The sequence below is a fragment of the Candidatus Enterococcus murrayae genome, assembly GCF_017315985.1.
Classification (GTDB): domain Bacteria; phylum Bacillota; class Bacilli; order Lactobacillales; family Enterococcaceae; genus Enterococcus_A; species Enterococcus_A murrayae.
Window position 1 is genome coordinate 10,808 of sequence record NZ_JAFLVR010000004.1, and the last position, 24,928, is coordinate 35,735.

Sequence of the window (24,928 nt, forward strand, 5' to 3'; positions counted from 1 at the left end):
TTTTGAAATCTCATTGCTGAACAATTATCGGCAAATCCATTTCGTTCTCATTTAGCCACACTGAGTTGGCAGCATATTCGACTGCCATATTCTCAGTGTTTAGTATTTATTCCTCATTAAAAGTGCACGGGATTATGCCATATAGCAAAATTCAACACTTTTTATTCACTAATCAACTTCACTCGACAGGCATTTCTGCCTACAAAGAAGTGACTTTCATCCAACTCAACAGTCGGTTCATTGTAGCTGCTCTTCACGTTGACAAAGCTTTGATCGATCAAGCGAGTTCCTGCCATTCCGGCTGGAATATTTGCCCGCAGAGTTTTATTGACATCGTCGAAGCTGTTTTCGATTTGTTTTTGATTGCCTTGCAGAATGAAATAGATCCCAACTTTTGGTCCTTTTTTCAGATAGCGATTGAAGTTCTCACTGGTGATAAAGGATTTATCGCTAAATGACTGGACATCTGGGATGTAAACGAACATCGGCTCGTGTATTCCGCTGGCTTCGCGTTCACTGATTTCGCTGATCAAGTCATTAGTAAAGGTACTGTACTCGCCTTCAGAGACCAGCATGTCTGCACTTTCTAAGTAGCCATCAAATCGATCCCCACTATTAAAAATGATTCGTTGTGCTTGTCCGGCCAATCGTTTGAAGTTTTCCATGATGACTCGCTCGATGGATTCAGTCTGCTGAGGTGTGTCATCACCAATGACAAAGTAGCCATGTTCCCGCGGATCAAATCCTATGACCGCGGTTGTCTCTTTGTCGAGAGCGATCGGAAGCTGCAACTGTTCCAGCATGTGCTGGGTTTCTTTGTTTCCATAAAACTCTTCCAAGCTGATGACAGTCGACAGCATTGGAATCTTTGTTGGGCGTTTACCTTCCCACGCACGGTCCAGTTCTTCGATTTCTGCTTCTAGATGATTTAGACGATCGATGTCGTTTTCGCCTTTTGCTGGCAGATAGATTTGAACCTCCTGCGGCATGTCTAATTTGATTTGTGCCCGTCCGATAATTTCCTGCGGGATCAACGCATCGCGACCAACAATATCGCGGATCGCGCCATCTTCGACTAAGAACAAACCAATATGTGACGGAATATTACTCGACATGCTCATTTTGAAGCTATTGGTTCGTAAGACAGCCATCACAGCATAAAGCCCTAGACTGGCGCCTTCTCTTAATAGCTGATTCAGAACAGATTCGATCGGTTCTTCTAGCGGACATTCCTTGATCGCATCAAATCCATCTACGACGGTGATGATTACCGGTAAGGAAACACCGGCTTTCTTCTCATATTGCGACAGACTCGCTACACCGTAAGCAGTGAATGCTTCTTTTCTCCGTTGAATTTCGGTACGAATTCGTTTCAGAAACTTCAACAGCTTCTCTTCTTCCTCTAAGCGAACATGATCCACTACATGCGGCAGATCTTTTAATGGCAGTAAACCGTTTGTTCCAAAATCAAAGAGATTGAATTGAACCTGTTCCGGATTGTTTTGCCGTGCTAAATTCATAAGCAATGTTTGCAGCAGGGTTGATTTACCAAACCCTGGTGACCCATAGACCGCTGTATGACTAAAGCTTTCTAAATCAAAATCAAAATTCACCTGTTCTTGACGTGTCGGAATATCCATTAGTCCTAATGGTACAGCTAAGCGACGTTCCTTTTTCCATTCAGCTAAATCAATCACTGGTGTATCAATGACTTCTTCTAACGGCGGCAGCCAAGGCTTATCAGGTAGAACCGCTCTAGACTGATCTGCGTAGTCAGCAATTGCTTCAACCACTGCGTCTAACTGGGTTTGCTCTTCTTCCGTTTTAACGACTGCAACCTCATCTTCTGAAAGGTCCATCGTCAATAATTCATATTGACCTAAATGATTGATCCACCAGATTCGTTCATCGATTTTTTCCTCATGAGTCGCATTTGGATCGTACGTTGCACCGCTCCAAGCAGATTGGAACAATTCATAAATTTCATTGTTTCCGACTTGCAGGTACGCACGACCTGGTTGGGTAATACTTGCCGCGTCAGGTGTTTTGATGATCTCATTTGAATCGGCAGGATCCGCTACTTTCAACGCTAGTTTGAACCGAGAGTTGGACCAGATTTGATCATCCACGACGCCGCTTGGTTTTTGTGTTGCCAAAATCAAGTGAACCCCTAATGATCGACCGATCCGGGCAGTGGAAACTAACTCCGCCATAAAATCAGGTTCGTTGGCTTTTAATTCAGCGAACTCATCGCTGATCAGGAATAAATGCGGCAATGGATCGCTTGGGTATTTTTTCTTTTCAACGGGATCAGCAACTTCTTTTCCTTGTTTATAAAGCTTGGTATATCCATTGATATGATTGACCCCGAACTCACCAAATTTCCGTTGACGCTTCTGCAGCTCCGCGCGAATACTTTGCAGGGCGCGAGCAGAGCTTGCACCATCTAAGTTGGTAATGGATCCTAACAGATGCGGCAATTTGGCAAATAGATTCGCCATTCCCCCACCTTTAAAGTCGATCGGCAAGAATCCGACATCCTCCGGCGCAAAGTTGACCGCCAAAGACAAGATATAGCTTTGCACGATTTCTGACTTACCAGAACCAGTCGTCCCGGCAACCAGCCCGTGAGGACCATGGGCGCGTTCATGCAAGTTCAATGACACAATGTCATCTTTTCCCCGTAACCCTAGCGGCACCGCTAATGACTTCGAGGTATTAGCCTTTTGCCAGCGTTGAGCAATCTGCAGCTCCTCGGTTCTTTTGACTTCATACATGCCAAGAAAATCGATCGCTTCCGGAATCGCATTTTTTTCTACTTCCACATGGTTCAAATTCGCCAACCGTTGGATGGCTTCAGACACGGTAAATTCCTTTGGCAAATGAACTGGACGGAAAAATTGATTGACATACACATGATTTTCATTGACCAAGGTGGCCGCCTCGCTGCTTTGATAGTCAATCATCGTCGTCGTTGTTTCCGGCAGCATATTCGCCGTTTCCTTGCCCCAAATAACAGTAACCCCGTATTGACTCATGTCTTCGGCCAAGTATTCATTCAAACCATGACCGGACAACCAGCTCTCATCTAAAATCGTCAGCACATAATGGGGAGAAAATTGAATTTTTTCATTCTTCTCCGATTCCTTCAGCTGCTGGCGTCGTTTCGAAATCAGTTGATAAAAGGAGTTCAGCCCCATATCGCGACTCTGAGCATTGTGGATCATACCGCGTAAATTCAATTGCTGTAATTGGAAATGCGGCAGCCAACGCCAATCCTGCCATTTCTCCTGATAATCCTCCTCTGCTAATAGAGCGATAAACTGAACATCCCGATAAGAATGAAACACAGATATTTGGAATAAAATGCTTTGAACTGCTGTTTGCAGATTTTCTGGTGTCCCAGCTAATCCGATTGTTTGATCCAACAAAGTAGTAGTAATTGGTGCTGCTTTTAATGTTTGATGTGGTCGCACTATTTTTTCTTCGGCAAATTCAGCCAAGGGATCGACTTCGTTTTCGTTTTTACGAAAATCAACTTTGAAACTCGTTGGTATCTCACCGGTCCCTAACCGAAATTGAAGAAAGTCAGCATTCATCACCGTCCGCTCATAAATCCGTGGATGATACTCTTTCGCCATCTGTGACAATGTTTCCATCTCAGGATTCTGATATTCCAAGGCCTCGCGTTGTTCAGCGGATAATTGTTCCAATTCTTTTTTTTGCTGAATCATATAACGTTGATAGGTCTCACTACGCAGTTTATTTTTTCGTTTGGTTTCCTTTTTGTTCGTGAAATAGCTGGAGACCGAAAAACCTGCAGTTAATAAACTCGCTCCTCCCATACTGAGCATCATAATCGGATTTCCTCCACTCAATACACTGGAGGCACCGCTGAGTACAACCATTCCTAACGGCGGAACGATTGATCGAAGAATCTCACTTTTTCCCTCTGAGGCTTTTGTACTCGGCGGCGTCACCGTCTGCTCCTTTTTAGGCGGCTTAAGATGAATCCGCGGACTTCGGCGAAAATCAGGAAAGCTGATTGGAAATTCATTTTTTTCTGTTTCCGGCATTACTTTGCGGAAATCCAAGTGAATAGTTTGTTCCAGGCAAGTGATTTTAAATTGCTTTTCCCGCCGCTCAATCATGACGCCGCCGATAATGACACGGTCACCCACAGCGAATTCTGTTGCCAGCTGTTCCACTCGTTTATCATTCCAGTAGACTTTTTCTCCATTCGCCTCTACTGCCAATGTCAATTCTTTCCTATTTTCTTTAGTAGAAAGGACACCTATGGTTTCGCTGGCTATACAAATTTCTGAACCATATGCTTTTGAGATCGTCCACTTCTCTTTTGGCAACGTTGTCGTAAAGACCGTTAAATCGGAATGAGGCAATACAACTATTTCTTTTTCAGATGCTACAGAATTTTCAAAGAAGATTTTTCCGTTTACACATTTGATCACCGCCCCATGAAAATGAACCGTTTGTCCTTCCGACAGTTCGCTATGATCAAAGACCTCTTCAAAAAGAAAAACATCAAAAAGAATGCTATCCTTTTCTATGATTTGATCATCGATAGAAGGACAAGGCTGATTATTTAGCTTGGTCATCATTGGCTTGTCCTCCCAGCAATTTCACATAGTTATTGATTTGTTCTTCGTATTCCTTCAACAACTCTTGTTTCTTTTCGCCGTCCATTCGGGTATTAGCCTTTGTCGCATCGTATAGCTTGGTATACGCATGAAGAACGTATTGATTATCTCCAATATTTTTCGCTAGGCTTAATGCTTTTTCAAAGTTTCCGCGACCAAGATATATCCAGAACAGCAAGGTGTTTTCACTAGATTTTTGCGAAATGGTATTCAGCACTGCTTCTTTCTGCTCATTAGTCAGGCTGTCTAATTGAATATAGCTGACTGCTAAAATATATTGCGCAGAAGTCGGTAATTTTTCTGCCTCATCCTGCTTCAGCTCTGTCGCTGCACCAGAATAGTCATTAAAGATAAACTTCGACTCCGCTTCGATCACTCGTTCTTGCAGCGGAACCACTCGTCCGGCATAAACGGATAATCCGATCCCCAGTCCGATCGCAACGACCAGCAGGCCGATACTTCCCCACTTGAATAGACGGTAATGCTGCTTCTTCACCAGCTTCTTTTCTCGTCGATTTCTTTCTCGCAGAATCGTAATTGATTCTGAAAGATGCTGATCGATCTCCTCTGGTGTAGCCGCAAGATAAATTTTCTCCACTAGAGCATGCTTAACCGCACCTAATCCATCCACTAACCCTGAAAAATCGAGCTTTGGCTGCAAAATAAAACAAATCAACGCCTTGTATTGTTTGAAAAAGACCTCATCTGTTGGTTGAAAAGGAGCAATGATTTCTAATAGTCCTCGATGTGCTAATCGAACAGTATCACCAACGACAAATACATTTTCCGGATGTACAAAAGGATTGATCAATTGCTGGTGCTGTTTTAATAGAAAGCGCATTTTTTGTGCCAATTCTAGTCGTTCCAACTCACTTGACCGTTCTGCTAGTTTCGCTGTCGTTTCCCCAAGCGTTGGGATTTCATAATTGATTATCAATTCCTCTTCAGTATGCTGAGTGATTTTCCCTTTTAAACAATCATCCGTTTGCTCTAGAATCGACTGATATTGCGCGATCATCGTTCCCTTAAACTGATTCGCAGTTAAGCGTGTCGTTAACGCTTCTTGATTTAATGTTTGTTCGATCGTTGTTGTCCCATCATTTCGTTCCATTATTTTCTTTCTCCGTTCTTACAAATAATTGATCGCCATCGCTGATTGGATAATTAGCTAATGGCAGCTGCGGATTGATCCTAATTGGTTTATTGATCAGCTCTAAGGAAAAGCTTTCTGGCAGCGTGACATTCATGATTGTCAAAGCTTCTTGCAGCAAGGGGACCAACTGCTCCAGTGTTACCCGATTTGGGATACGCAGATCGATCACCTGTTCATTAAAATGCAGACCAATGTTGATTGCTGTTTTACCTTCCAAGTTTGTTGCCTCCTAATTTTTTCTAACAAAAACTGTCGAAAATCTACGTCCAAGAAAAATTCCTAACACCAGCATCCCCAGGATCACCGCACTCGCAAGAAGATAAATCAGTCCTTTAGGTATCGAATTGGAACGTTGTGTCCTTTGATTCACGTGAGCGACTGCTCCTTCGTAATTCTCTAGGAATAATTTTTTTTCATAGGATCTTACTTCTTTCCCAGTTTCAGGCAATTGCTTTGTAACAAACACTTTCTCCTTGGCTAGTCGCGTGATTTTTTCACGAGCCGCCAAATTCTGCTGATCCCTTGCCGTTTTATTATCTAGAAATAAATCAGGTGCAATCAGATACTCGATCGAATCTTCTTTTTCCTTGTTTTTCTCGTAAATCACTTGATTATTAATGACCAGTTTGCCATTTTCCGCTACAGCTTCTTTCCCAAATAATCCAGTAGCTATTAAGATCAACAATAAACCGATGATTTTCCGTTTATTCATGATCAATCACCTGTCCTAATGGTTCACCCAATGCATCTTTTTGTATGTTCACTAAGAAATTCATTCCTAAAGCCACCACCACAAAAAGAATCAAGCTCAAATAGGTCAGCCAGCCAATCGACACACCGTTGATTAGTGCGCTATACCCATTCTCGATATTCTGTAAAGGTGAGAGTCTAAATATGATTCGAACCAAGCTTCCAGGTGTTGTCGTCATTCCTAAAAGCGGAGTCATCATCAGGTAGAAACCAAAAAGAAGTCCCACTACGAACAAACTAGCTTTTCTAAATTGCCTTGCACCTGCAGTAGCGAATAATAGACACATCAAGAAAACTAAGAATGTATAGCTCAACCAGCTGCCTGTTGATTTCACCGTTATCATTGATGCTGTCAGCACACTGACAAAGCCTGCGATGATAACGCTGATGATTAATGTGCGTAATGCGTTTGGTGTATTTTCCCAAATACGACTTTGCGTAACAAAAAAGTCATGCTGCCGAAGCTGGCGTTCAAAAAGACTGGAAGAAAGAGCATAGCCGATAAAAATCGCGACAAGTGTCCCGATAAAGGTTAGATAGTAAGGAATAACTGAGATCGTCCGATTTTCACCAAACTCACCCAATGTATTCATCGGACTAGCTAAGAAATTAAAGACTTTTTGATTATCTGCTCCACCTTGGCGAGTGTTGGCAAGAACCTTATCGAAATTTTTGCTGTAAATATCGTTGGTCGTGTCTTTTTCATTGGCATCCTTCACTACCTTGTCCAAATTATTTAGCACCTTATTGGCATTTCCGTGAACCTCTTTTGTTGTTTTCGTTAGGTCCTCGATTTTCGATCCCACATCTTCAACTTCAGCAGCCGATTTACTTGTTGAATCAGCGGATTGCTTCGCTGTTTCGACCAGCTGCTTCATTGAATCTACGATCGATGCAGTTGATTCTGCAATTGGTTTTGTATCGCCAGATTCAGGATGAGGATTCTCATCGTTGATGATTGATTCTGCTTGAACTTTATCCGCCTCTTTCCAGCTGCCATAAGTTGCTGCGATTTGTTTATTTGCTTCAGCAAACCATTGATTTAACTTCTGTGCTTCTTTATTCAACATTTCTGGTTCCATCATAAAGTGCAGCGTGCTATATAACGTATTTTTTTCATTTGCCGCATTCGTTTCTGTTCCGATTGTTTGGAGTAGCGCATTGATTTGGTCCTCTGTTTGTCGATAAAGCTTATCTCCCGCTGCCTTGTACTCTTTTACCAAAGAATTTTGAATCAAATTCTTCTTAGCGTCCTCGGTGATGTTGTCATATGAATGATAAATCGATTCGCTAGTCGCAAAATCCTCTAATTTCAATCCAAGATTTGCCGGATCGTTGATTGTTGCAACATAACTAGCTACACTGGATTGTTGACTTGGGTCAGCAAAAAGCGTCATAATCTGTTGTGCACAACTGCCTAATGCTTCAAATTGCGCTAAAATGTGCGGCAAATCATTGATTAACGGACTTTTTTTATCAACAAAGCTCGCGTAATAACCCGAAACCTGTTCAGAACCATTTACTCGCCAGCTATATAAAAGGTTGACGAAGGAATCTTTTAATTCAATATCCGACAACGTCCATTGAATCGTTGGCTGAACTGTCACGCCAATTTGCTTTGGTAAATTCACAGGTGGTGTTCCGCCTGGTTTCAACGCAGTAGTAATGGTTAGTCTTTTTGAAGAAGTTGCCGTCACTGCAGCGTCATAATCATACGCACCCAATTGACTATCAAGTGTTGCTTCGATCTGTGCTGCAAGTACCGCAACATCTTTGATTTCTACGTTAGATCCCGAATCTAAATCAAGCGTCGTTGTTCCATTAGGTTGAATGACAAATGTTTGTGATTGAACGATATCAACTGGATTTATATGTGGCATATCACTGTTGGACAAATAGGTAAATGTAGGACCTGAATTAAAAGCAACGCCATAATCACTGGCATATCGACCAATAATTTCCAGCTCCCATTTGTATTGCTCTGCTTGCGACGCTGTAATTTTCCCTTCGTTAGCAAGTAGATCCAGTAACGCTTCCAGTTCTCCCCTATTCAACATATTGATTTTGTCGTTCAATACGTGCAGGTACTGATCTTTCAATTTCGACGAATTCTGACTAGCAGAAAGATCCGCCATTTTTAATATCGCTTTTTTCACATCTTCATCGGTTGCGTTGTCAGGTGTTTTTTCTCCGTCAGCATAATAGGTGTCAGCGATTGTTTTTTGCAGCACCTTTAAAGACTCTACCTGTTCATCTAATTGTGCGATTTCAGCTTTTATTTCCGCTTTACGCTCTTCTTGATTTTCTTTGAAAGAGGCGGCCTGTCCATAAAAATCAGCCAATACGCCACTGGTCTTCGAAGAGTCTGAATCCGTTTGATAGAAATTATTCATCTGCTGCATCAAGGAGTGATTCAATCCAGCAAATTGCCCCTGATAATTCGTCAAATCATTTTCCCATTGCGTCTCCAATTGTTGCTTTTGGAGCTCTACTTGTTCGTTGAACTGTTCAATGGCTTCTTCTATTTTTTTATTTACATCTTCCGTAAATTGATCCACAGTTTCCTTATTCTTCTCAACTGAATCACTAGAACTGTTCAACCCCTCATTATTCGAATCCAGTAATTGATTCACAGAATCGACAAATCCTTTTTGTTCGGCGATGAAACGTTTATTATCAGCATCCAAGATACTAGAAACGTCCAACACGGATGAAAAACCATCAGGTAAATCCTTAAATGGACTCTGGATATTTGCCGCTAACTCTGTGTGGGTCTCCTTATCCCCTTGAACAATAGTGTTTACATTTCTCTGGGCCTCAGAAAGATTACCGATAATGCTGGAAAAGTACATTTGAACAATTCGCTGATTGAATTCTTTCAAAATACTATCAACCTTCATCTGAACAGCCTGATTGGTTAACTCGTTTTGTCCTTCACTCACTTGATAATCAATGACCGCCTGATCTGGTGCAATACTTTTCAAATCAAGCAGACGTTCAGAAAAATTTTGCGGGATATAGATTACCGCATCAAATTGTCCATTCGAAATCCCAGAGTCTGCTACACTTCTTGTAGTCGTCTGCCAATTATGATCCAAATCATTGTTAATTAAGGTAACAAAATCTCTGCCTAATATGTATTGTCGATTATCAAATTTCGCACCTTTATCCTCATTTACCAAAGCATATGTGACCTGAGAAGTCTGATCCTCCGCTGCCTTTCTCAAGTTATCATCTTTCAAACCAAAAAAAAGTAGTACGGCGACCAGCAAAATTCCGCCAATCGTTATCCCTAGCAATGAATATCTATTTTGTCTCTTCTTCTGCATAGTTTTCTCCTAAACAAAAAATGCCAGCACAACGACCGTGCTGACATTCTTCGTCTTTTGTTTAATTTAATCCGAATGACCCAGCATCTTGACGGTCACGTTCTGCAACGGTATCCGCATATTTGTTCAACTGTCCGTGAATACTTTCAAGCAGTTCTTCCATTTGCTTCACGTTGCCTTCTAATTGATTGTACTGTTCTAAGTACGCTCGGAACGCTTCACCTTGCCATTGTTGAGAAATCGTTTGATTCATCGAATTTACCTTGCGGATTGCATCTTCAATTTGAGCTGATGCCTGCTGGTAAACCTTGGCTTGTGATTTCAGCTGTTCTGGTGTTACTGTAATTGCTCCCGACATTTGATAACTCCTCCTAAAAAAATATAAGTTATTTTAACACTAGCATTTTTACAACGACTTTTTTGATTATATAACTAACCAAACAAGTTATTATAAATAGTTAGTATTAATTTCTAGTTATACTTTATTGATTTATTTTTTTATAATGATTCATTATTCAAAACTATATGGTTCAAAATATGCATAAGAAAACTTTTGTCATTTCGTATAAAACATGATTAAAACAACAGATTTTGATTACTGCTTTCTGATATTCGAGAGAACAACTGCGTATCCTTAGAATCCATACAGGTATTAATAGATGATAATCATTATTGATAACCTAATTTAAAATATCACATTTCGCTGTAAAAGAAAACAGCAAATCACAATAAAAATAATATAATATCACGAAAGGTAATTTTTCAACCCTGAACGGCAGGCCGATCTAATTATTTTCTAATAAAAAAATAAGAGGTTCTAATAGAAAAAGAAAACTATACAAAAAAGACCCATCCATTTGAACGAATTGATCTTAACTATTTATAAAATTAACTAACACTAACCTATGCCGGTTTATCAGATCTCACATTTTTTCTTATTAGTTTATTAACTTCTGTTTTATCATAGTTTGTTACTACTGCTTGGCTAAACTTAGTATCACAAATTTCTATCTATAGATAAACAAGAAAGGCTTCGCGAACTCGTTCAACTATGGATATACCTGCTGTAAAGCTATTTAGTAATATGAGAATTTTATACCTTCTTTATAACGCAAAAAAAGCTCCCTCCCTTGAACAACAAGGGAGAGAGCTAATTAATTTTATGCTTCTTGAGCGACTGGGTATACAGACACTTGTTTTTTGTCGCGACCTTTACGTTCAAAACGTACCACGCCGTCAACTTTAGCAAACAATGTGTCATCGCCACCGATACCTACGTTTACACCAGGGAAAATTTTAGTACCACGTTGGCGATAAAGAATTGATCCACCAGTAACAGTTTGACCATCAGCACGTTTAGCACCTAAACGTTTTGATTCTGAGTCACGTCCGTTAGAAGTTGAACCGCCACCTTTTTTATGGGCGAATAATTGTAAGTTCATATTCAATAACATGAGCTGCACCTCCTATGATTTAGATTCTGTTTGGATCTCGATGAAATCCAAATACTCAGTTTCGATTGATTGCAAGCCTAATAATAGATGCTCTAACAAGATCTGCGAGATATTCATCTGCTCTTGGGTCATCGAATCATCTTCCTTCAACGCCACATGAAGATAACCACCTTCAGTATCATTGGTTTCGATATTCGGAGTGACACCTGCTAGTGCATCTAGACTATTTACAGTACTGATGGCTAAGGCAGAGACAGCTGCGCAGACGATATCACTACCGTAAGGACCCGCTTCTGCATGACCGGTCAGTGTAAATTCGCTAATTAGTCCTGCTTGATTTCGATTGAATGTACCTTTGATCAACTTAGGCACCTTCTTTTTTATGCTTTGATTGAGTCAATGACAACTTTAGTGTAAGGTTGACGATGACCTTGTTTGCGGTGAGAATGTTTTTTAGGTTTGTATTTGAAAGTCACGACTTTCTTTTGTTTGCCGTGTTTTTCTACAGTTCCTTCAACAGTTGCACCTTCAACGATAGGAGCTCCTACTTTCGTAGATTCGCCTCCTACTAAAACAACTTGGTCGAAGACAACTTTTTCGCCAGCTTCAACGTCTAATTTTTCAATGTAGACTGCTTGACCTTCTTCAACTTTGATTTGTTTACCGCCAGTTTTGATGATTGCGTACATGCTTGTGGCACCTCCTTATATAATATACTTAGACTCGCCATCCCAAGTGACCGAAGTTCTTAATAACTTGTTCTGTGCGGTTGTAGCTGTGGGTTCCACAATTACAACATTCATAGTTTACTAAAAAAGATAGGTCAAGTCAATGATTATTTATTGACGTAGCGCTGGCTTTTTTCTACTATAATAAGGCGAGGTGGTAACGATGGATTATCCAACAGAATTAGTTGATCTGGTAACAGAACGTTCAAAGGGGTTTCAGCTAGAAGGGTTTATCGCCGGTCAAGGACCGATTCGACCAAAGCTGATGCTGGTCGGTGAAGCACCCGGTCGGAATGAAGTAGAGAATCATATCCCCTTTTCTGGTGCAGCTGGAAAAGAACTGATCCAAGCGATGGCATCAATTGGACTCACGCGAGAAAATACTTATATTACTAGTGCGGTTAGAAGCCGTCCTTATAAAGTGGTGGAACGAGTAAACAAACGAACACAAGAAATTGAAACCGTTTATCCGAATCGGACACCTACTAAAAAAGAAGTTTTAGCTCACGCACCGATTTTAGATTATGAATTAGCACAAGCTCAACCAACAATCATCGCGACTTTAGGTAATATTGGTTTGCACCGATTACTTGGATCGAAGTGGCAAATCAGCGATAGTCATGGCACTGTTTATCACGGACCTATACTGGAGCTGAACAACAAACAAGATAACTATCAACAATCAGAAAAAGAATACACAGTCGTCCCGCTTTTTCATCCGGCAGCAATTTTTTATAATCGTTCTCTGAGTGAAAAAATTCATGACGACTGGCTGATATTAGGTAAATTATTAGAGAAAGAGGAAGTATAATGCGTAATGAAATGATGTATCGCCCAATTATTAATGAAGATATTCTGCACTATCTACGGACCGAACAAAAACAATTAACTGGTTCTTTAGGTGAATTAGAAGAATTGGCCCATGAAAATGGTGTACCGGTGATTCCTCATGAGACAGTCGTCTTTTTACAGTTCTTATTGAAACAAAAGCAGCCGAAGAATATTTTAGAGATTGGTACAGCGATCGGCTTTTCCGCCAGCTTAATGGCAGAATCTCTAAGTAAAGAAACTCAGATTACTACAATCGACCGATTTCCTGTGATGATCGAAAAGGCGAAGGCGAATTTTGCTAAATTAGGTTTAGATGACCAGGTCACCTTATTAGAAGGGGATGCCGCGGATCTGCTGAAAACCCTAGAAGGACCATTCGATTTTATTTTTATGGATAGTGCAAAATCAAAATATATTACCTTCTTGCCGGAGTGTTTACGTCTATTATCAGATGACGGCATTTTGATGGTGGACGATATTTTCCAAGCTGGAACGGTTTTGCAGCCGATTGAGGAAATCCCTCGCAAAAATCGGGCGATCCATCGCAAATTAAATGAATTTTTAGAAGTAGTGACAAAATCACCAGACCTTTCTTCTACTTTGCTTCCTTTGGGCGATGGCGTAGCATTAATCTCGAAAAATAAAATTTGAAAAGCGGAATGAACTCGCTCAGCTTTGCCAGTTCCACTTCACTCTTTAGCGTTATTAGCGGAATGGTATGCGCAACGACAATCAGATTCATTTCTCACGAGTTTTTTGAAAAATGATTTCCTTACTAGGAGTTAGCTGAATAATAAGACTAAAATTTTGAGAAATGGCTCCTCATATTTAACAAAAAAAAGCTAGTTCGTGCAGCTAGACACTGAATATAAGGCGGAAATTTGAAACCTTTTTGAATTTCCGCCTTTTTGCTTGCGCCTGAGAAAAATTGGCGTACACTAGGAAACTGAAATGGGGGAGTTTCCTGTGAAGTACAAAAAAATGGAAAGTAGCTTATTAATTATATTCGTATGCATCCTTGCTATACTCTTATTCGAGGTGAAAGGACACGTCCATGCATCCAAAAATCCAACTGATCCTTTACCGATCTCTGCACCAGTCATCATGGTTCCAGGCACGAATGGTAACGTTGATCGTTTCGACAGCCTTGTTGATTCCCTAAAGCAAACAGAAAAGAATGTCGATGAAGTCAAAATCACGGTTCATAAGGACGATTCGATCACCTCATCAGGCCACTTTACTAAACAAACAAAACGACCTATCATCGCTGTTGCTTTCGAAGATGGTTCAGATCCAGCACTTCCTAAGCAATCTCGATGGTTTCAAAAAGCTTTGGAATATGCTGAAAAATATTATACCTTTAATACCTATGATTATTTAGGTTATTCCAATGGCGGCTTAATTATCACCGGTTACCTGGAAAACGAACAAAAAAGCAATGACCCCTCGCTCTATCATTTGATTACACTAGGGACTCCATACAACGATACTTCGTGGGATTACAATGAGAATAGTTCAACCTTCAAAAAACCAAAAGCCGAAAGTCCCTTATTGAAGTACTATTTGAAAAATAAAAACAATATCCCAAAAAACATTACTGTCTATAACATCGCTGGGAATGCCGATCATCAAAACTCTGACAACACAGTCCCATTGACGAGCGTACTTGCCGGACGTCTGATTTACAATGATAGTGAAAAATATAAAGAAATTATTGTAGACGAACAAGCTGACCACGGTTCATTGATTGAAAACCCAAAAACATTGAAGTTAATCAAAGAATATCTTTTTGAATCAGTAAAATAACGAATTAGCATTGACAATCAAGGGTAGTTTTTCTATAATAGCAATTGTTGCAAAACTACTGTCACAGTAGCTCAGCTGGATAGAGCATCCGCCTTCTAAGCGGACGGTCGGGGGTTCGAATCCCTCCTGTGATGTTTTTAAACTACCCATTAACTGCTAGCCAAATGGCTAACAGTTTTTTTATTGTCAAAAAAGCAATGAGCGTTTCCGTTTTTATTTTATCCCTAACCTGTTACTAATAAACAAAAAATCTCTCCTACTGTTTAAATAGGAAAGATTAGAAAAATTTACGTTAAAGCCGAATTGAACCATCCCCGTTGCTAGAGGGATAAACTGATTCACACGGCTTTCTTCAATAAGTAGGAATAGGCAGCTCCGTAGATTCCTGCATCATTACCTAATAAAGCTTTTTTTAAAGAGAAGTGATTCCTTATTTGAGGGAAAACATACTTTTCCAACTTTTCCTTTAACGGATCTAATAAATAAGCGCCCGCTTCAGATAATCCACCGCCAATAATAATTTCTTCCACATCAATCGTGTTCATTATTCCTGCTAAAGCTTGAGCTAACACAGTGACGAACTCATTCAATACCTCTTTAGCTGCTTCGTCATTCTGAGCGGCTTTTTCAAAAATGATCGGTGGAGTAATTTCTGTCCACGACCCGCCTAACAACTCTAGTTTTTTTCGCATAGACAGCACAAGGCCATTCGCGGAGGCGAAAGTTTCTAAGCAATTTCTTCCACCGCAGCCGCATAGTCTGTTCTCATCAGATCGAATGGGAATATGACCGATTTCACCTCCGGCAGAATGACAGCCATTTAATACCCTCCCATTCAAAATGATGCCACCACCTACTCCTGTGCCCAAAGTGACAAAAAGCAGATTTTCCCTACCGTGGGCAGCACCTCTCCACATTTCGCCTAAAGCAGCCGCATTCGCGTCATTTAGTAAACAAGCATCCATACCTAATTTATGTGTAATCATTTTCTTCAAGGGTATCTGCTCCCAGTCAAGATTGACAGCTTGAACAACGATCTCTCCATCTGACGAGATCGCCCCAGGAACACCAATCCCGATACCTTTTATCTCTACTAACGTGTCCTTGTTTATTGAACTACGGATAGATGAACAGATTTCATTAGGAATAAACTTTCCTTTTTCTGAAATATTTGTTGGAATCGACCACTTTTTTTCGATTTTTCCCTGTGTGTCCATTAATGCAAACTTGATGGTCGTCCCTCCAATGTCTACACCAATTATCTTTTTTATTTGCTTTTCCAAGATAACCTCCCCTAAACAAAGTTCCGCAGATAATGAGTACTTTGTCTGACTGAACGTTTGACATCTTCATAATCAGATTCATATGCACGATCTTCAACTTCGATACAGGTGTACCCAGTGTAACCAATATCGGTCAACGCAGATACATATTTTCCCCAATCCACATCGCCTAGCCCTGGCAATTTAGGTGACATATACTCCAATGGCGTTGCCATAATCCCTACTTCCTTCAGCTTGTTCGGATACAGCTTAATATCCTTATAGTGGATATGGAAGAGCTTATCTTTAAATTCATAAATGGGTTCTATATAGTCTATGTGCTGCCAAACAAAGTGAGAAGGATCATAATTAATTCCAAAGTTCTCACTATCCAGAATTTCAAAGACTTTTCGCCAGATACTAGGCGTTGTCATCAGGTTTTGTCCACCGGGCCATTCATCCTCTGTAAAAAGCATTGGACAATTTTCAATCCCGATTTTGATCTCTTGTTCTTCTGCGTATTGTATAATTGACGGCCAAACTTTAGCCACCTCTTGCAGATTTTCAGAAACACTTTTGCTTGGCATTCTTCCTAAGAAAGTGGTCACTAAATTTACACCTAATAGTTTAGCGGCATCAATTAACGTATACAAATGATCAATCGCTTCTTGACGTTTTTCTAGGTTTTCATCCAGTGGATTAGGGTAATAAGCCAATGCCGAAATTTCTACATGCTTTTTTTCACAATAAGCCAAAATCTCTTGCGCTTTTTCTGCTGTTAAATTCTTTGTATCAATATGAGAAACACCCGCGTAGCGTCGTTCCGCTTTTCCTTTAGGCCAACATGCGACTTCTACACATTCCAAACCCGTATCAGCTACGATATCAATCATTTCCTCGAAACTACTTTGATCAAAAATCGCGCTTACAATTCCTAGCTTCATAAATAAACTCCTCTCAAAATTTTTCGATGATAGAGGACCATTTTTATGATAAATGGTCCTCTTGCTTAAAAAAGATCTATTTCGCTACTTTAGTCCAAGCCTTTGTTTCTGAAGATTTAATGACTGCTTCAGTGACTAAGTCCACTTTATAGCCTTCTGCAAAACTGGTTGACGGTTGTTTTCCACTTACTACAGATTTAATGAACTCATAGGCTTCAATCGTTTTTAATTCTCCGTAACCAATATTCATTCCTGGAATATTCCAAGTTACTTCCCCATAGAAGTGGGCCGGCCCTGTATAAATTGTTTTAAATCCTTTTCTATCATCCGGATCATCGGCAAACATTACTTGAAGCTCGTTTAGCCGCTCATAGTTGAATATTAGGGAGCCCTTAGTGCCATGAACCTCAATTGAGATAAAGTTATTTCGACCCCAAGCATTTCTAGTCGCTTCAATACTTCCTACAGCTCCGCTTTCAAAGTTAACTAAGAATGATGCTTCATCATCCACATCTACAGCTTCCTTTTTCACATCGCCATTAAGTTTTACCGTACCCAATAAATCCACGCCGCCTTCTTGTACGGGGCGTTCATTGATATAGGTTTTCACCGTAGAAACAACTTCGCTGATATTCCCAGCTAAATATTGAGAAATATCGATCACATGAGTAGCGATATCGCCTAATGTCCCTGCTCCCGCGATTGCTTTTTGGAATCTCCAAGATAAAGGAGAATCCGGATCGGCAGACCAGCTTTGTAGGTATTGTGCTCGTACATTCAGAATTTCCCCGATTGAGCCTTCATCAATAAATTTCTTAGCCAAAACTAAAGCTGGAACACGACGGTACTGATACGCACACATTGAGATAATCCCTTTTTTGGCTGCTTTTTCTGCGGCTTCACTCATTGCTTTGGCATCCTGATGTGTGCTAGCAATTGGTTTTTCACAGTACACATGTTTTCCAGCTTCTAGTGCGGCAATTGCAATTTCAGCATGAGAATCATTTGGAGTACAGATGCTGACAACATCGATATCCGGATTATTCACGACCGCTTTCCAATCAGTGACTGCTTCTTCAAAACCAAATCGATCTTTTGCCTCTTTGGCAATCTCTTCTTCAATATCACAAACTACTTTTAGGACTGGAACAGCAGGAGCCGGCCAAAAGAACTTTGGCATATTCGAATATGCTACTACGTGTGCCTTCCCCATAAATCCTGCTCCGATTAATCCAACGTTAATTTTTTTGATCATTTCAATATCTCTCCCTTAAAATTTTAATTATTTTTTTTACTTGATAAATTGCTGAGTGCAACAGCGAAAACGATAATCAACCCTTGAACGATGGTTTGTTGAGAAGAACTCAACCCCGCTAATATCAAGGCATTTTTGATAATACCCATCAACAATGAACCGACTAGCGCTCCTATAACAGAACCCGAGCCTCCATTCATTGCTGCACCACCAAGAACTACTGCCGCTATAACAGACATTTCATCGCCATCACCAAAGGAGTATCTTCCTGACTGCATTCTTCCAGCGTACAAAATACCAGCAAATGCGGCAAATGCACCTGACATAATAAATACCTTCAGCTTGATGAGATTCGTATTTATTCCGCTGTATTTTGCAGATAATTCGTTTCCTCCCGTGGCTAACGTATGTTTCCCAAATGGCGTTTTATTAAAAATAAATATACCGACTACGTAAAATAGAATTGTCCATAAAATCAGAACAGAAATCCCACCAACGCTACCTATACCGAAGACACTATTAAATTGACTATTCTTGATCGGAACTGCTGCGGTATTGGTGATCCACATAGCTGAACCTCTAATGATTTGCATCATTCCCAATGTAGCAAGAAAAGCTGGAATTTTAAGAATGGTAACCAAGAAACCATTGATAGCTCCACTAACGACACCAAATCCCAAACCTACTAGTAATGCTAAAATGATCGAGTTCGTACTTTGTAATATTAGAGACACACACATGGCTGTCATCGCTGCAACAGCTCCCACCGTTAAATCGATCTGACCCGCCGCTAATACAAAAGTTCCTGCAACCGCCATGATAGAGATCATTGAAGTTTGTCTCAGAATATTTAGCAGATTATTGGAGCTTAAAAAGCCCTTATTTCCCAAAAAAATCGAGAAAGCTAGAAAAACAATAACAAACACGATATAAACCATGTATTTATTCCACTCAATAGTTTTCAAATCAATTTTCGTATTGGATGCCTTTTTTTCTAAATTAGCCTGCTTGGATTGCATGCTGTAGTTCCTCCTCACATGAAATTTCTTCTCGCTTAATGTCATTCACTATTTTCCCATCAAAAAGTACCAAGATTCGATCACATGCTGCCAATAGCTCTGCGAGTTCTGAAGAAACAAACAGGACACCGTTTCCTTTATCGGCATAATCTCGAATGATATTAATGATTTCCATTTTGGCTCCTATATCAACCCCAGCTGTCGGTTCATCCAATAGCATCACTTTAGGATTTGTGTTCAGCCATTTTGAAATGACGACCTTTTGCTGATTTCCACCCGATAATAGGCTTATTTTTTTGTCTATGCTTGTGGTTTTAATATTGAAGTCCGAAACATTTTCTTTAGTTATTTTTTGCGATTCTTTTTCATTAATGACGAAATCAATAAAGGATAATTTCTTTAAAATAGGCAAAATATTATTCTCTTTCACGGAGTGAGACAATACCAATCCTTGCTTTCTTCTATCTTCGGGCACCAGCCCCATTCCGGATTTGATGGCATCTCGAGTATTTTTTATCGTACTCTTTTGGTTATCAATATAGATTTCCCCAGATGCTATTGGATTGATTCCAAATAATCCTTCCAAAATCTCTGTTCGACCGCTTCCCATCAATCCAGCGATGCCGAGTATCTCTCCTTTCTTCACTTCAAAGGATATCTCGGAGATGGCATTATTAATGGTTAAGTTATCCACCTTCAGGATCGATTCATTCTTTGCGTAATCGCGTTTTTTCCATTCAAAGGTTGGGCCATTTTCGCCAACAAAGAACGAAACAATGTCCTCTAAGCATAAGTTAGCAATTTCATCCGTTAAAACATTGGTTCCATCTTTTAATATGGTGATGCGATCTGCGATATCCATGATCTCATTCATTCGATGTGAGATATACACCATCGTCACACCTTTAGCTTTTAAGTCATTGATCAGTTGAAAAAGCCGTTTTGACTCGCCATCTGACAAGGAGGCTGTTGGTTCATCAAAAACCAGAATTTTAGCATCCTTAATCACGGCTTTAGCGATCTCAACCATCTGACTTAGTCCAACACTTAAACTTTCTACTTTTGCTTTAGGATCAATATCTATTCCTAAATTAAGTAAGACTGATCGTGCTTTCCTGTTCATTTCTTTTTCATCGATCCATCTATTTTTTTGAAGTTCGCTCCCAAGAAAAATATTCTGTGCTACCGTCATCGATTGAACGAGAGACAATTCTTGAAAAATCATTTCAATTCCATTTTTTGAGGCATCTTCTCGATTTTTAAAATCGACTAGCTGATCCTCAATCCGAATTTCCCCACCATCTTTTGAGTAGACACCTGTCATTATTTTCATAAGTGTCGATTTTCCTGCGCCATTCCCACCAACCAATGCATGAACTTCTCCTCTTTTTAAAGTAAAATCCACCCCCTTTAAAACTTTTGTTTCCTCAAATTTTTTTTCGATCAGGTTCATTTTTAAAATCGAATCAAGCATGCGTTCACCCTCTACTATCATTTGTCTAATTCTTCAGTGATAAAGCCTGGTGCTTTCTTGTGGTAAACCATCTCATAGCCAGAAACAATGGTATTTCTTTCCACCTTTGTTGCTGGAACAGCTACATAAGAAGGTGTCTCTTTTCCTAATAAAGCATAGGCTGCCATGGTTGCCTCCGCTACGCCCTGATCGTAAGGTAATTGAGCTCCCACACCTAAAACTTTTCCTTGGGCAATTTCCTTCGCAATGTTATCCCCTAAGTCGATCGTACTAACAAAAACATCCTCACGCCCAGCAGATGTAAGCGCCGATAATACACCCTCCGCAGGAATATCCCAAATCGCAAAAATAGCTTCAATGTCTGGATTTTGCGTCAACATCGCATCAGCGACTTCGGTAGATTGATTGACATCTGAAAAACCAGATTTTGCAATGACTTCAATATCCGGATATTTTTTCTTAATCGTTTTTTCGAAGGCTTCTAGCCGTTGATTCGTAACAAAATAGTCAACATCGTAGTTTACGATCCCGATTTTTCCTTTGCCCTTCAATTTGTCTCCGATCAACTCTGCAGCGATTACGCCATTCCCGTAATTATCAGCTGAAACTGCCCCAACATAATTTTCACCGGCGACAAAATTATCAGGCACATTATCCATGAAAACTAACTTGATTCCTCGACTACTTACTCGCTTAAAGGCATCTGAGGTAGCTTTGGCATCAGTTGGAATGCTAATCATCACGTCTGGATTAAGAGCAGTTAAGGTTTCCAAATCGGATACCTGTTGTTCAACAGAAAAATTGGCATCGGTTGTTCCGACAATATTAATTCCTAATTTTTTGAAGGTATCCTCAAGCCCCTTTTGCTGGGCGGAGGACCAGTCATTTCCAGCATAGTGAAACGAAATTGCTGCTGAATAGTTTCCGGCTTTTAATTTTGCGATTTCTTCATCTGTCAACGTTAAGGAGCTTGCCGGTGCAGCTTTTTCTCCGTTAGGTCCCGTAGATTTTATATCGTTTTCATCCAACACAATTTCGTCTTTTCCGTCCGTTTTTTCTAAGGCATCTTTGTTGGCTGCCGAGTCCGAACTGCATCCAGTCGCAAATAGTAAAATTAGTGAAAAAACAATCATCTTCTTGATAAATTTCATAACTATCCCCCTATACTTCAAAAAACTGTTCTAAAAACTTGTAAGAAGTTTCGCAAGCGTAGCTAGAATCCCCTGAGTAGCCATCAATTTCTACTAACCAATCTCCAGAAAAACCGTCCTCTTTTAAATAGTGAATAATTTGTTCCAATGGGATGTTCCCTTCCCCCAATGGAACAAATTCCGATCCCTTCAAATCCTTCAGGTGAACATATTCGATGCGATTACGATATTTCTTGATTAATTCCAAAGCGTCACCACCACCCGCCACAAGATGAGCAATGTCTGGACAAAAACTGATATTAGTTAACGAAAACAGCTGATCAATTTGTTCAGGTGTTTCTACCGCTGATCCTAGATGAGGATGATAACTTGCAATAATGTCATTTTCCTTAGCAAATTGCGAAACCTGATCAAGATTTCTTGCTAAAATCTTATAGTCTTCTGCTACATTTCCATTTGCTCGGATCGCTCCGCCTCCAAGAACTAAATGCTTTACTCCGAATTTTTTCATGTTTTCAATTGTGTTTTTGATTCGGAAAAATTCATCTTCAAACGCATCGGCATAGATATAGTTTGCACCAGTATAAATCCCTAGTATCTTCGTGTTTGTTTCAGCTAAATACGCTTTCAATATTTCTGGCGAATTATCAAATTTTTCTAAATTCCCATCAAACAGTTCAATATAACGATACCCAACTTTAGAGATTTTCTTCATCACTTCGCCTTCATCAATTAAAGAAAGATATTTTGCCTCTCTAACATTAGTGACCCCGCCTCCTGTACCTACTAACATACCGAAACCATTTGTCATGTATCCAACTTCCAAAACTGCCACTCCTTTTTACGTAAATTTATTTGTGTTAGCGCTTTCCACAAACAAATCCTATCATCGACGAAAATATTTGTCAATATTTTTTTGGAATTACGCAATTTTTAGTTAAAAAAGCATCAAAAGAACAGAAAAAAGTTGAAATCCTTGTGACGACGTTGTATATTCGAGATGGAAATACTAAATTTACGTAAAAGGGATGTGTTTTTATGAAACTAGGGTTTTTGACCAACTGTTTTGAAGGTCGTTTGTTAGATAAGGTCATTTTGGCTAAACAACTCGGTTATTCTCAATTAGAAGTTTCCTTAACACCGAGTTCGACGCAACGTTTAATCGCTTTCGATGCTGCTTCTTTAAATTCAAAGCTCCTTGAATATGAGATTCGTTTTTCTTCTTTGGCCTATTATCAGAATATTTTAACCGAGCAAAAAGACTTAAGACGAATGCATGTAGACAATTTGTACACCCTCATTGATTTTGCTTTTGAAAATGGAATTCCACAAATCAGTACTTTTTTAGGTCGGGATTCCAGTAAATCAATCGCTGAAAACTTTACTTTGCTGAATTCTCTAGTGCGTCCAATCGTGGAGTATGCAGAACAATTAAAGATCAAAATCGCAATTGAAAATTGCTCCATGCCTTCATGGGATGAAAATGGCTTCCCTGCAACTATTTCTTACAGTCCTGAGCTTTGGGATGAGATGTTTTCAAGGATACCAAATGAGAACTTCGGACTAAATTTTGATCCTTCACATCTTATTTGGCAAAAAATTGATTACACGGAAGCTCTCACTGACTATTACGATAGAATTTTCAACCTTCATGTGAAAGAAATTTTCGTTGAAACCGATAATCTCAGCAGATACGGAATTTTTGGAAAACAAATCGAGCGGAAACATCCCAATGATTTTGGTTGGTACAGACCTGCCCCATTAGGGTTAGGTAGCATTGACTGGAGGACGATTTTTGAAATTCTGAAAGACAATCACTATTCAAAAGATCTTACTTTGGAGTTCAAGAGTGAGAGTAAAAGTGAAGCTGAACAAATGCTTATTCACTCTAAAAAATATATTGAGGAATGTTTTAATAGAAAGGATGTTTTAACATGAAAAAAAGAGTTGGTTTAGTAGGCTTTGGCGGAATGGGAAAACAACATATCAAGCGGATCAAGGAGAGCAAACATGTTGCGATTACTGGTGTTTTTGATAGTGATTCAGAAAAGGATTATTCGACTATTTCGTCAAAAATCAGAAAGTATCAGTCATTGGCGGATTTGTTGAACGACCCAACTATTGATATCATCTTAATAGCAACACCCAACGATACCCATAAGACGATCGCAATCCAAGCTCTGCAATCTGGAAAACATGTTATTTCAGAAAAACCCGTTACGTTGAATACTCAAGAATTAAAAGAAATTTTAGCAGCCGCTGAAAGATATGGGAAAAAATTTACTGTACATCAAAATAGACGATGGGATGAAAATTTCTTAATCACCAAAAAATTACTCGAAGAAAAGAAGCTAGGGGAACTGTTATATGTTGAAAATCGTGTACAAGGGTCCCGCGGGATTCCAAAGGATTGGCGCAGAAATAAGGAGCAGGGCGGTGGCATGCTGCTAGATTGGGGCGTCCACTTAATTGATCGGATATTATTTTTATTCCCGAATCAAAAAATCGTTCATCTTCATGCAACGTTAAACTATTTTTTAGCCCATGAAGTAGACGATGGTTTCAAAATAGAGCTTGTTTTCGATTCCTCAAAGAAGGCCTACTTAGAAGTTGGAACAACAAATTTTATTGAACTTCCTGAGTGGTATACCGTTGGATCAATTGGAACCGCTGTAATTGAAGATTTTGAGCTCAATGGAAATTACGTAACTTTGACTGGAGAGCTTGCAAAAGAAGCTGTACCTGTCGAAACAGGTGCTGGGCTTACAAAAACGATGGCTCCTAGAAATGATAATTCTATTGAAACCTTTCCCTTACCTTATGTTAAAAGTAATGTCGTTGAGTTTTATGATAACTTTGCTTTAACAATCGATGGAAAAGCCGAACCTTTTATCAAAGCAGAAGAACTATTACGACTAACAACCATTATTGATGCTTGTTTTGACTCTTCTAGAAGAAATGAAACAATCCACTTCCCAAATGGTCTTTAGTAAAAGCGTAAAATTACTTAGGCCTTCACTGCATCAATGCCTTAGTGTTTTAAATTTTGTTTTCTGCTAAGAGAATTTTTCTCGAATACCTTATTAAAAAAGGACTTGTTCCTTCAACAAACTT

General features: G+C 39.7%; 21 protein-coding genes, 1 tRNA gene and 1 other annotated feature. Of the genes, 6 read left to right on the forward strand and 16 right to left on the reverse strand.

Features of this window, described 5'->3' with window-relative positions; translation table 11 throughout:
- Positions 1-161 precede the first annotated feature (161 nt).
- The 9 genes from essC to rplU all read right to left on the reverse strand — a co-directional run bounded on the left by essC (position 162) and on the right by rplU (position 12,033).
- Positions 162-4,619: a type VII secretion protein EssC gene (gene essC / locus JZO85_RS01705; protein ID WP_207106775.1), complete on the reverse strand. Its 4,458-nt coding sequence runs from the start codon at positions 4,617-4,619 to the stop codon at positions 162-164.
- Positions 4,600-5,769 carry a type VII secretion protein EssB gene (gene essB, locus JZO85_RS01710; protein WP_207106776.1) on the reverse strand — a complete coding sequence of 390 codons (1,170 nt, stop codon included), beginning with the start codon at positions 5,767-5,769 and terminating at the stop codon, positions 4,600-4,602. The genes essC and essB overlap by 20 nt, the downstream gene beginning before the upstream one ends.
- The gene (locus tag JZO85_RS01715; RefSeq protein ID WP_207106777.1) at positions 5,756-6,028 is read right to left on the reverse strand and encodes an EsaB/YukD family protein; all 273 of its coding nucleotides are present in this window, start codon (positions 6,026-6,028) and stop codon (positions 5,756-5,758) included. Before JZO85_RS01715 ends, essB begins: the two co-directional genes overlap by 14 nt.
- A 12-nt stretch (positions 6,029-6,040) precedes the next feature.
- Entirely contained in the window at positions 6,041-6,523 is a 483-nt protein-coding gene (locus JZO85_RS01720; protein ID WP_207106778.1) for a hypothetical protein, read from the reverse strand.
- Entirely contained in the window at positions 6,516-9,890 is a 3,375-nt protein-coding gene (esaA, locus tag JZO85_RS01725) for a type VII secretion protein EsaA (RefSeq protein ID WP_207106779.1), read from the reverse strand. The genes JZO85_RS01720 and esaA overlap by 8 nt, the downstream gene beginning before the upstream one ends.
- Positions 9,891-9,951: 61 nt before the next feature.
- Complete coding sequence (locus JZO85_RS01730; protein ID WP_207106780.1) at positions 9,952-10,248, reverse strand: WXG100 family type VII secretion target; 297 nt, start codon at positions 10,246-10,248, stop codon at positions 9,952-9,954.
- Positions 10,249-11,050: 802 nt separating this feature from the next.
- On the reverse strand, positions 11,051-11,344 hold the full coding sequence (gene rpmA / locus JZO85_RS01735) for a 50S ribosomal protein L27 (protein ID WP_010745708.1): 294 nt from the start codon (positions 11,342-11,344) through the stop codon (positions 11,051-11,053).
- Positions 11,345-11,356: 12 nt separating this feature from the next.
- Complete coding sequence (locus tag JZO85_RS01740) at positions 11,357-11,707, reverse strand: ribosomal-processing cysteine protease Prp (protein ID WP_207106781.1); 351 nt, start codon at positions 11,705-11,707, stop codon at positions 11,357-11,359.
- 17 nt (positions 11,708-11,724) lie between these two features.
- A complete protein-coding gene (rplU, locus tag JZO85_RS01745; RefSeq protein ID WP_010740661.1) occupies positions 11,725-12,033 on the reverse strand; it encodes a 50S ribosomal protein L21 in 309 nt (102 codons plus the stop codon).
- Between the two features lie 20 nt (positions 12,034-12,053).
- Positions 12,054-12,125 (reverse strand) — a sequence feature (ribosomal protein L21 leader region).
- 110 nt (positions 12,126-12,235) lie between these two features.
- Between rplU and JZO85_RS01750 the strand changes: the two genes are divergently transcribed.
- The 4 genes from JZO85_RS01750 (at position 12,236) to JZO85_RS01765 (ending at position 14,843) form a co-directional block, all read left to right on the forward strand.
- Entirely contained in the window at positions 12,236-12,883 is a 648-nt protein-coding gene (locus JZO85_RS01750) for a uracil-DNA glycosylase (protein WP_207106782.1), read from the forward strand.
- Positions 12,883-13,554 carry an O-methyltransferase gene (locus JZO85_RS01755; RefSeq protein WP_207106783.1) on the forward strand — a complete coding sequence of 224 codons (672 nt, stop codon included), beginning with the start codon at positions 12,883-12,885 and terminating at the stop codon, positions 13,552-13,554. The genes JZO85_RS01750 and JZO85_RS01755 overlap by 1 nt, the downstream gene beginning before the upstream one ends.
- Positions 13,555-13,869: 315 nt before the next feature.
- Complete coding sequence (locus tag JZO85_RS01760) at positions 13,870-14,709, forward strand: alpha/beta hydrolase (protein WP_207106784.1); 840 nt, start codon at positions 13,870-13,872, stop codon at positions 14,707-14,709.
- 60 nt (positions 14,710-14,769) lie between these two features.
- Positions 14,770-14,843: transfer RNA gene (locus tag JZO85_RS01765), tRNA-Arg, on the forward strand.
- Between the two features lie 204 nt (positions 14,844-15,047).
- Here the strand turns inward: JZO85_RS01765 and JZO85_RS01770 are convergent.
- The 7 genes from JZO85_RS01770 to JZO85_RS01800 form a co-directional block, all read right to left on the reverse strand.
- The gene (locus tag JZO85_RS01770; protein WP_207106785.1) at positions 15,048-15,992 is read right to left on the reverse strand and encodes an ROK family protein; all 945 of its coding nucleotides are present in this window, start codon (positions 15,990-15,992) and stop codon (positions 15,048-15,050) included.
- Positions 15,993-16,003: 11 nt separating this feature from the next.
- Positions 16,004-16,915, reverse strand: coding sequence for a sugar phosphate isomerase/epimerase family protein (locus tag JZO85_RS01775; RefSeq protein WP_207106786.1), 912 nt, complete (start codon positions 16,913-16,915; stop codon positions 16,004-16,006).
- A 76-nt stretch (positions 16,916-16,991) separates the two neighbouring features.
- Positions 16,992-18,170 carry a Gfo/Idh/MocA family protein gene (locus tag JZO85_RS01780; protein ID WP_207106787.1) on the reverse strand — a complete coding sequence of 393 codons (1,179 nt, stop codon included), beginning with the start codon at positions 18,168-18,170 and terminating at the stop codon, positions 16,992-16,994.
- A gap of 23 nt (positions 18,171-18,193) precedes the next feature.
- Complete coding sequence (locus JZO85_RS01785; protein ID WP_207106788.1) at positions 18,194-19,189, reverse strand: ABC transporter permease; 996 nt, start codon at positions 19,187-19,189, stop codon at positions 18,194-18,196.
- Entirely contained in the window at positions 19,170-20,663 is a 1,494-nt protein-coding gene (locus JZO85_RS01790) for a sugar ABC transporter ATP-binding protein (RefSeq protein ID WP_207106789.1), read from the reverse strand. The genes JZO85_RS01785 and JZO85_RS01790 overlap by 20 nt, the downstream gene beginning before the upstream one ends.
- Before the next feature lie 17 nt (positions 20,664-20,680).
- Positions 20,681-21,814, reverse strand: a complete 1,134-nt coding sequence (locus tag JZO85_RS01795) for a substrate-binding domain-containing protein (protein ID WP_207106790.1) — start codon at positions 21,812-21,814, stop codon at positions 20,681-20,683.
- A gap of 10 nt (positions 21,815-21,824) precedes the next feature.
- Entirely contained in the window at positions 21,825-22,640 is an 816-nt protein-coding gene (locus tag JZO85_RS01800; RefSeq protein ID WP_207106791.1) for a sugar phosphate isomerase/epimerase family protein, read from the reverse strand.
- A gap of 212 nt (positions 22,641-22,852) precedes the next feature.
- On the opposite strand from JZO85_RS01800, the gene JZO85_RS01805 reads away from it, so the two are divergent.
- Both JZO85_RS01805 and JZO85_RS01810 read left to right on the forward strand, forming a co-directional pair.
- Positions 22,853-23,752: a sugar phosphate isomerase/epimerase family protein gene (locus JZO85_RS01805; RefSeq protein WP_207106792.1), complete on the forward strand. Its 900-nt coding sequence runs from the start codon at positions 22,853-22,855 to the stop codon at positions 23,750-23,752.
- A complete protein-coding gene (locus JZO85_RS01810; protein ID WP_207106793.1) occupies positions 23,749-24,804 on the forward strand; it encodes a Gfo/Idh/MocA family protein in 1,056 nt (351 codons plus the stop codon). Before JZO85_RS01805 ends, JZO85_RS01810 begins: the two co-directional genes overlap by 4 nt.
- The last annotated feature ends 124 nt before the right edge of the window (positions 24,805-24,928 follow it).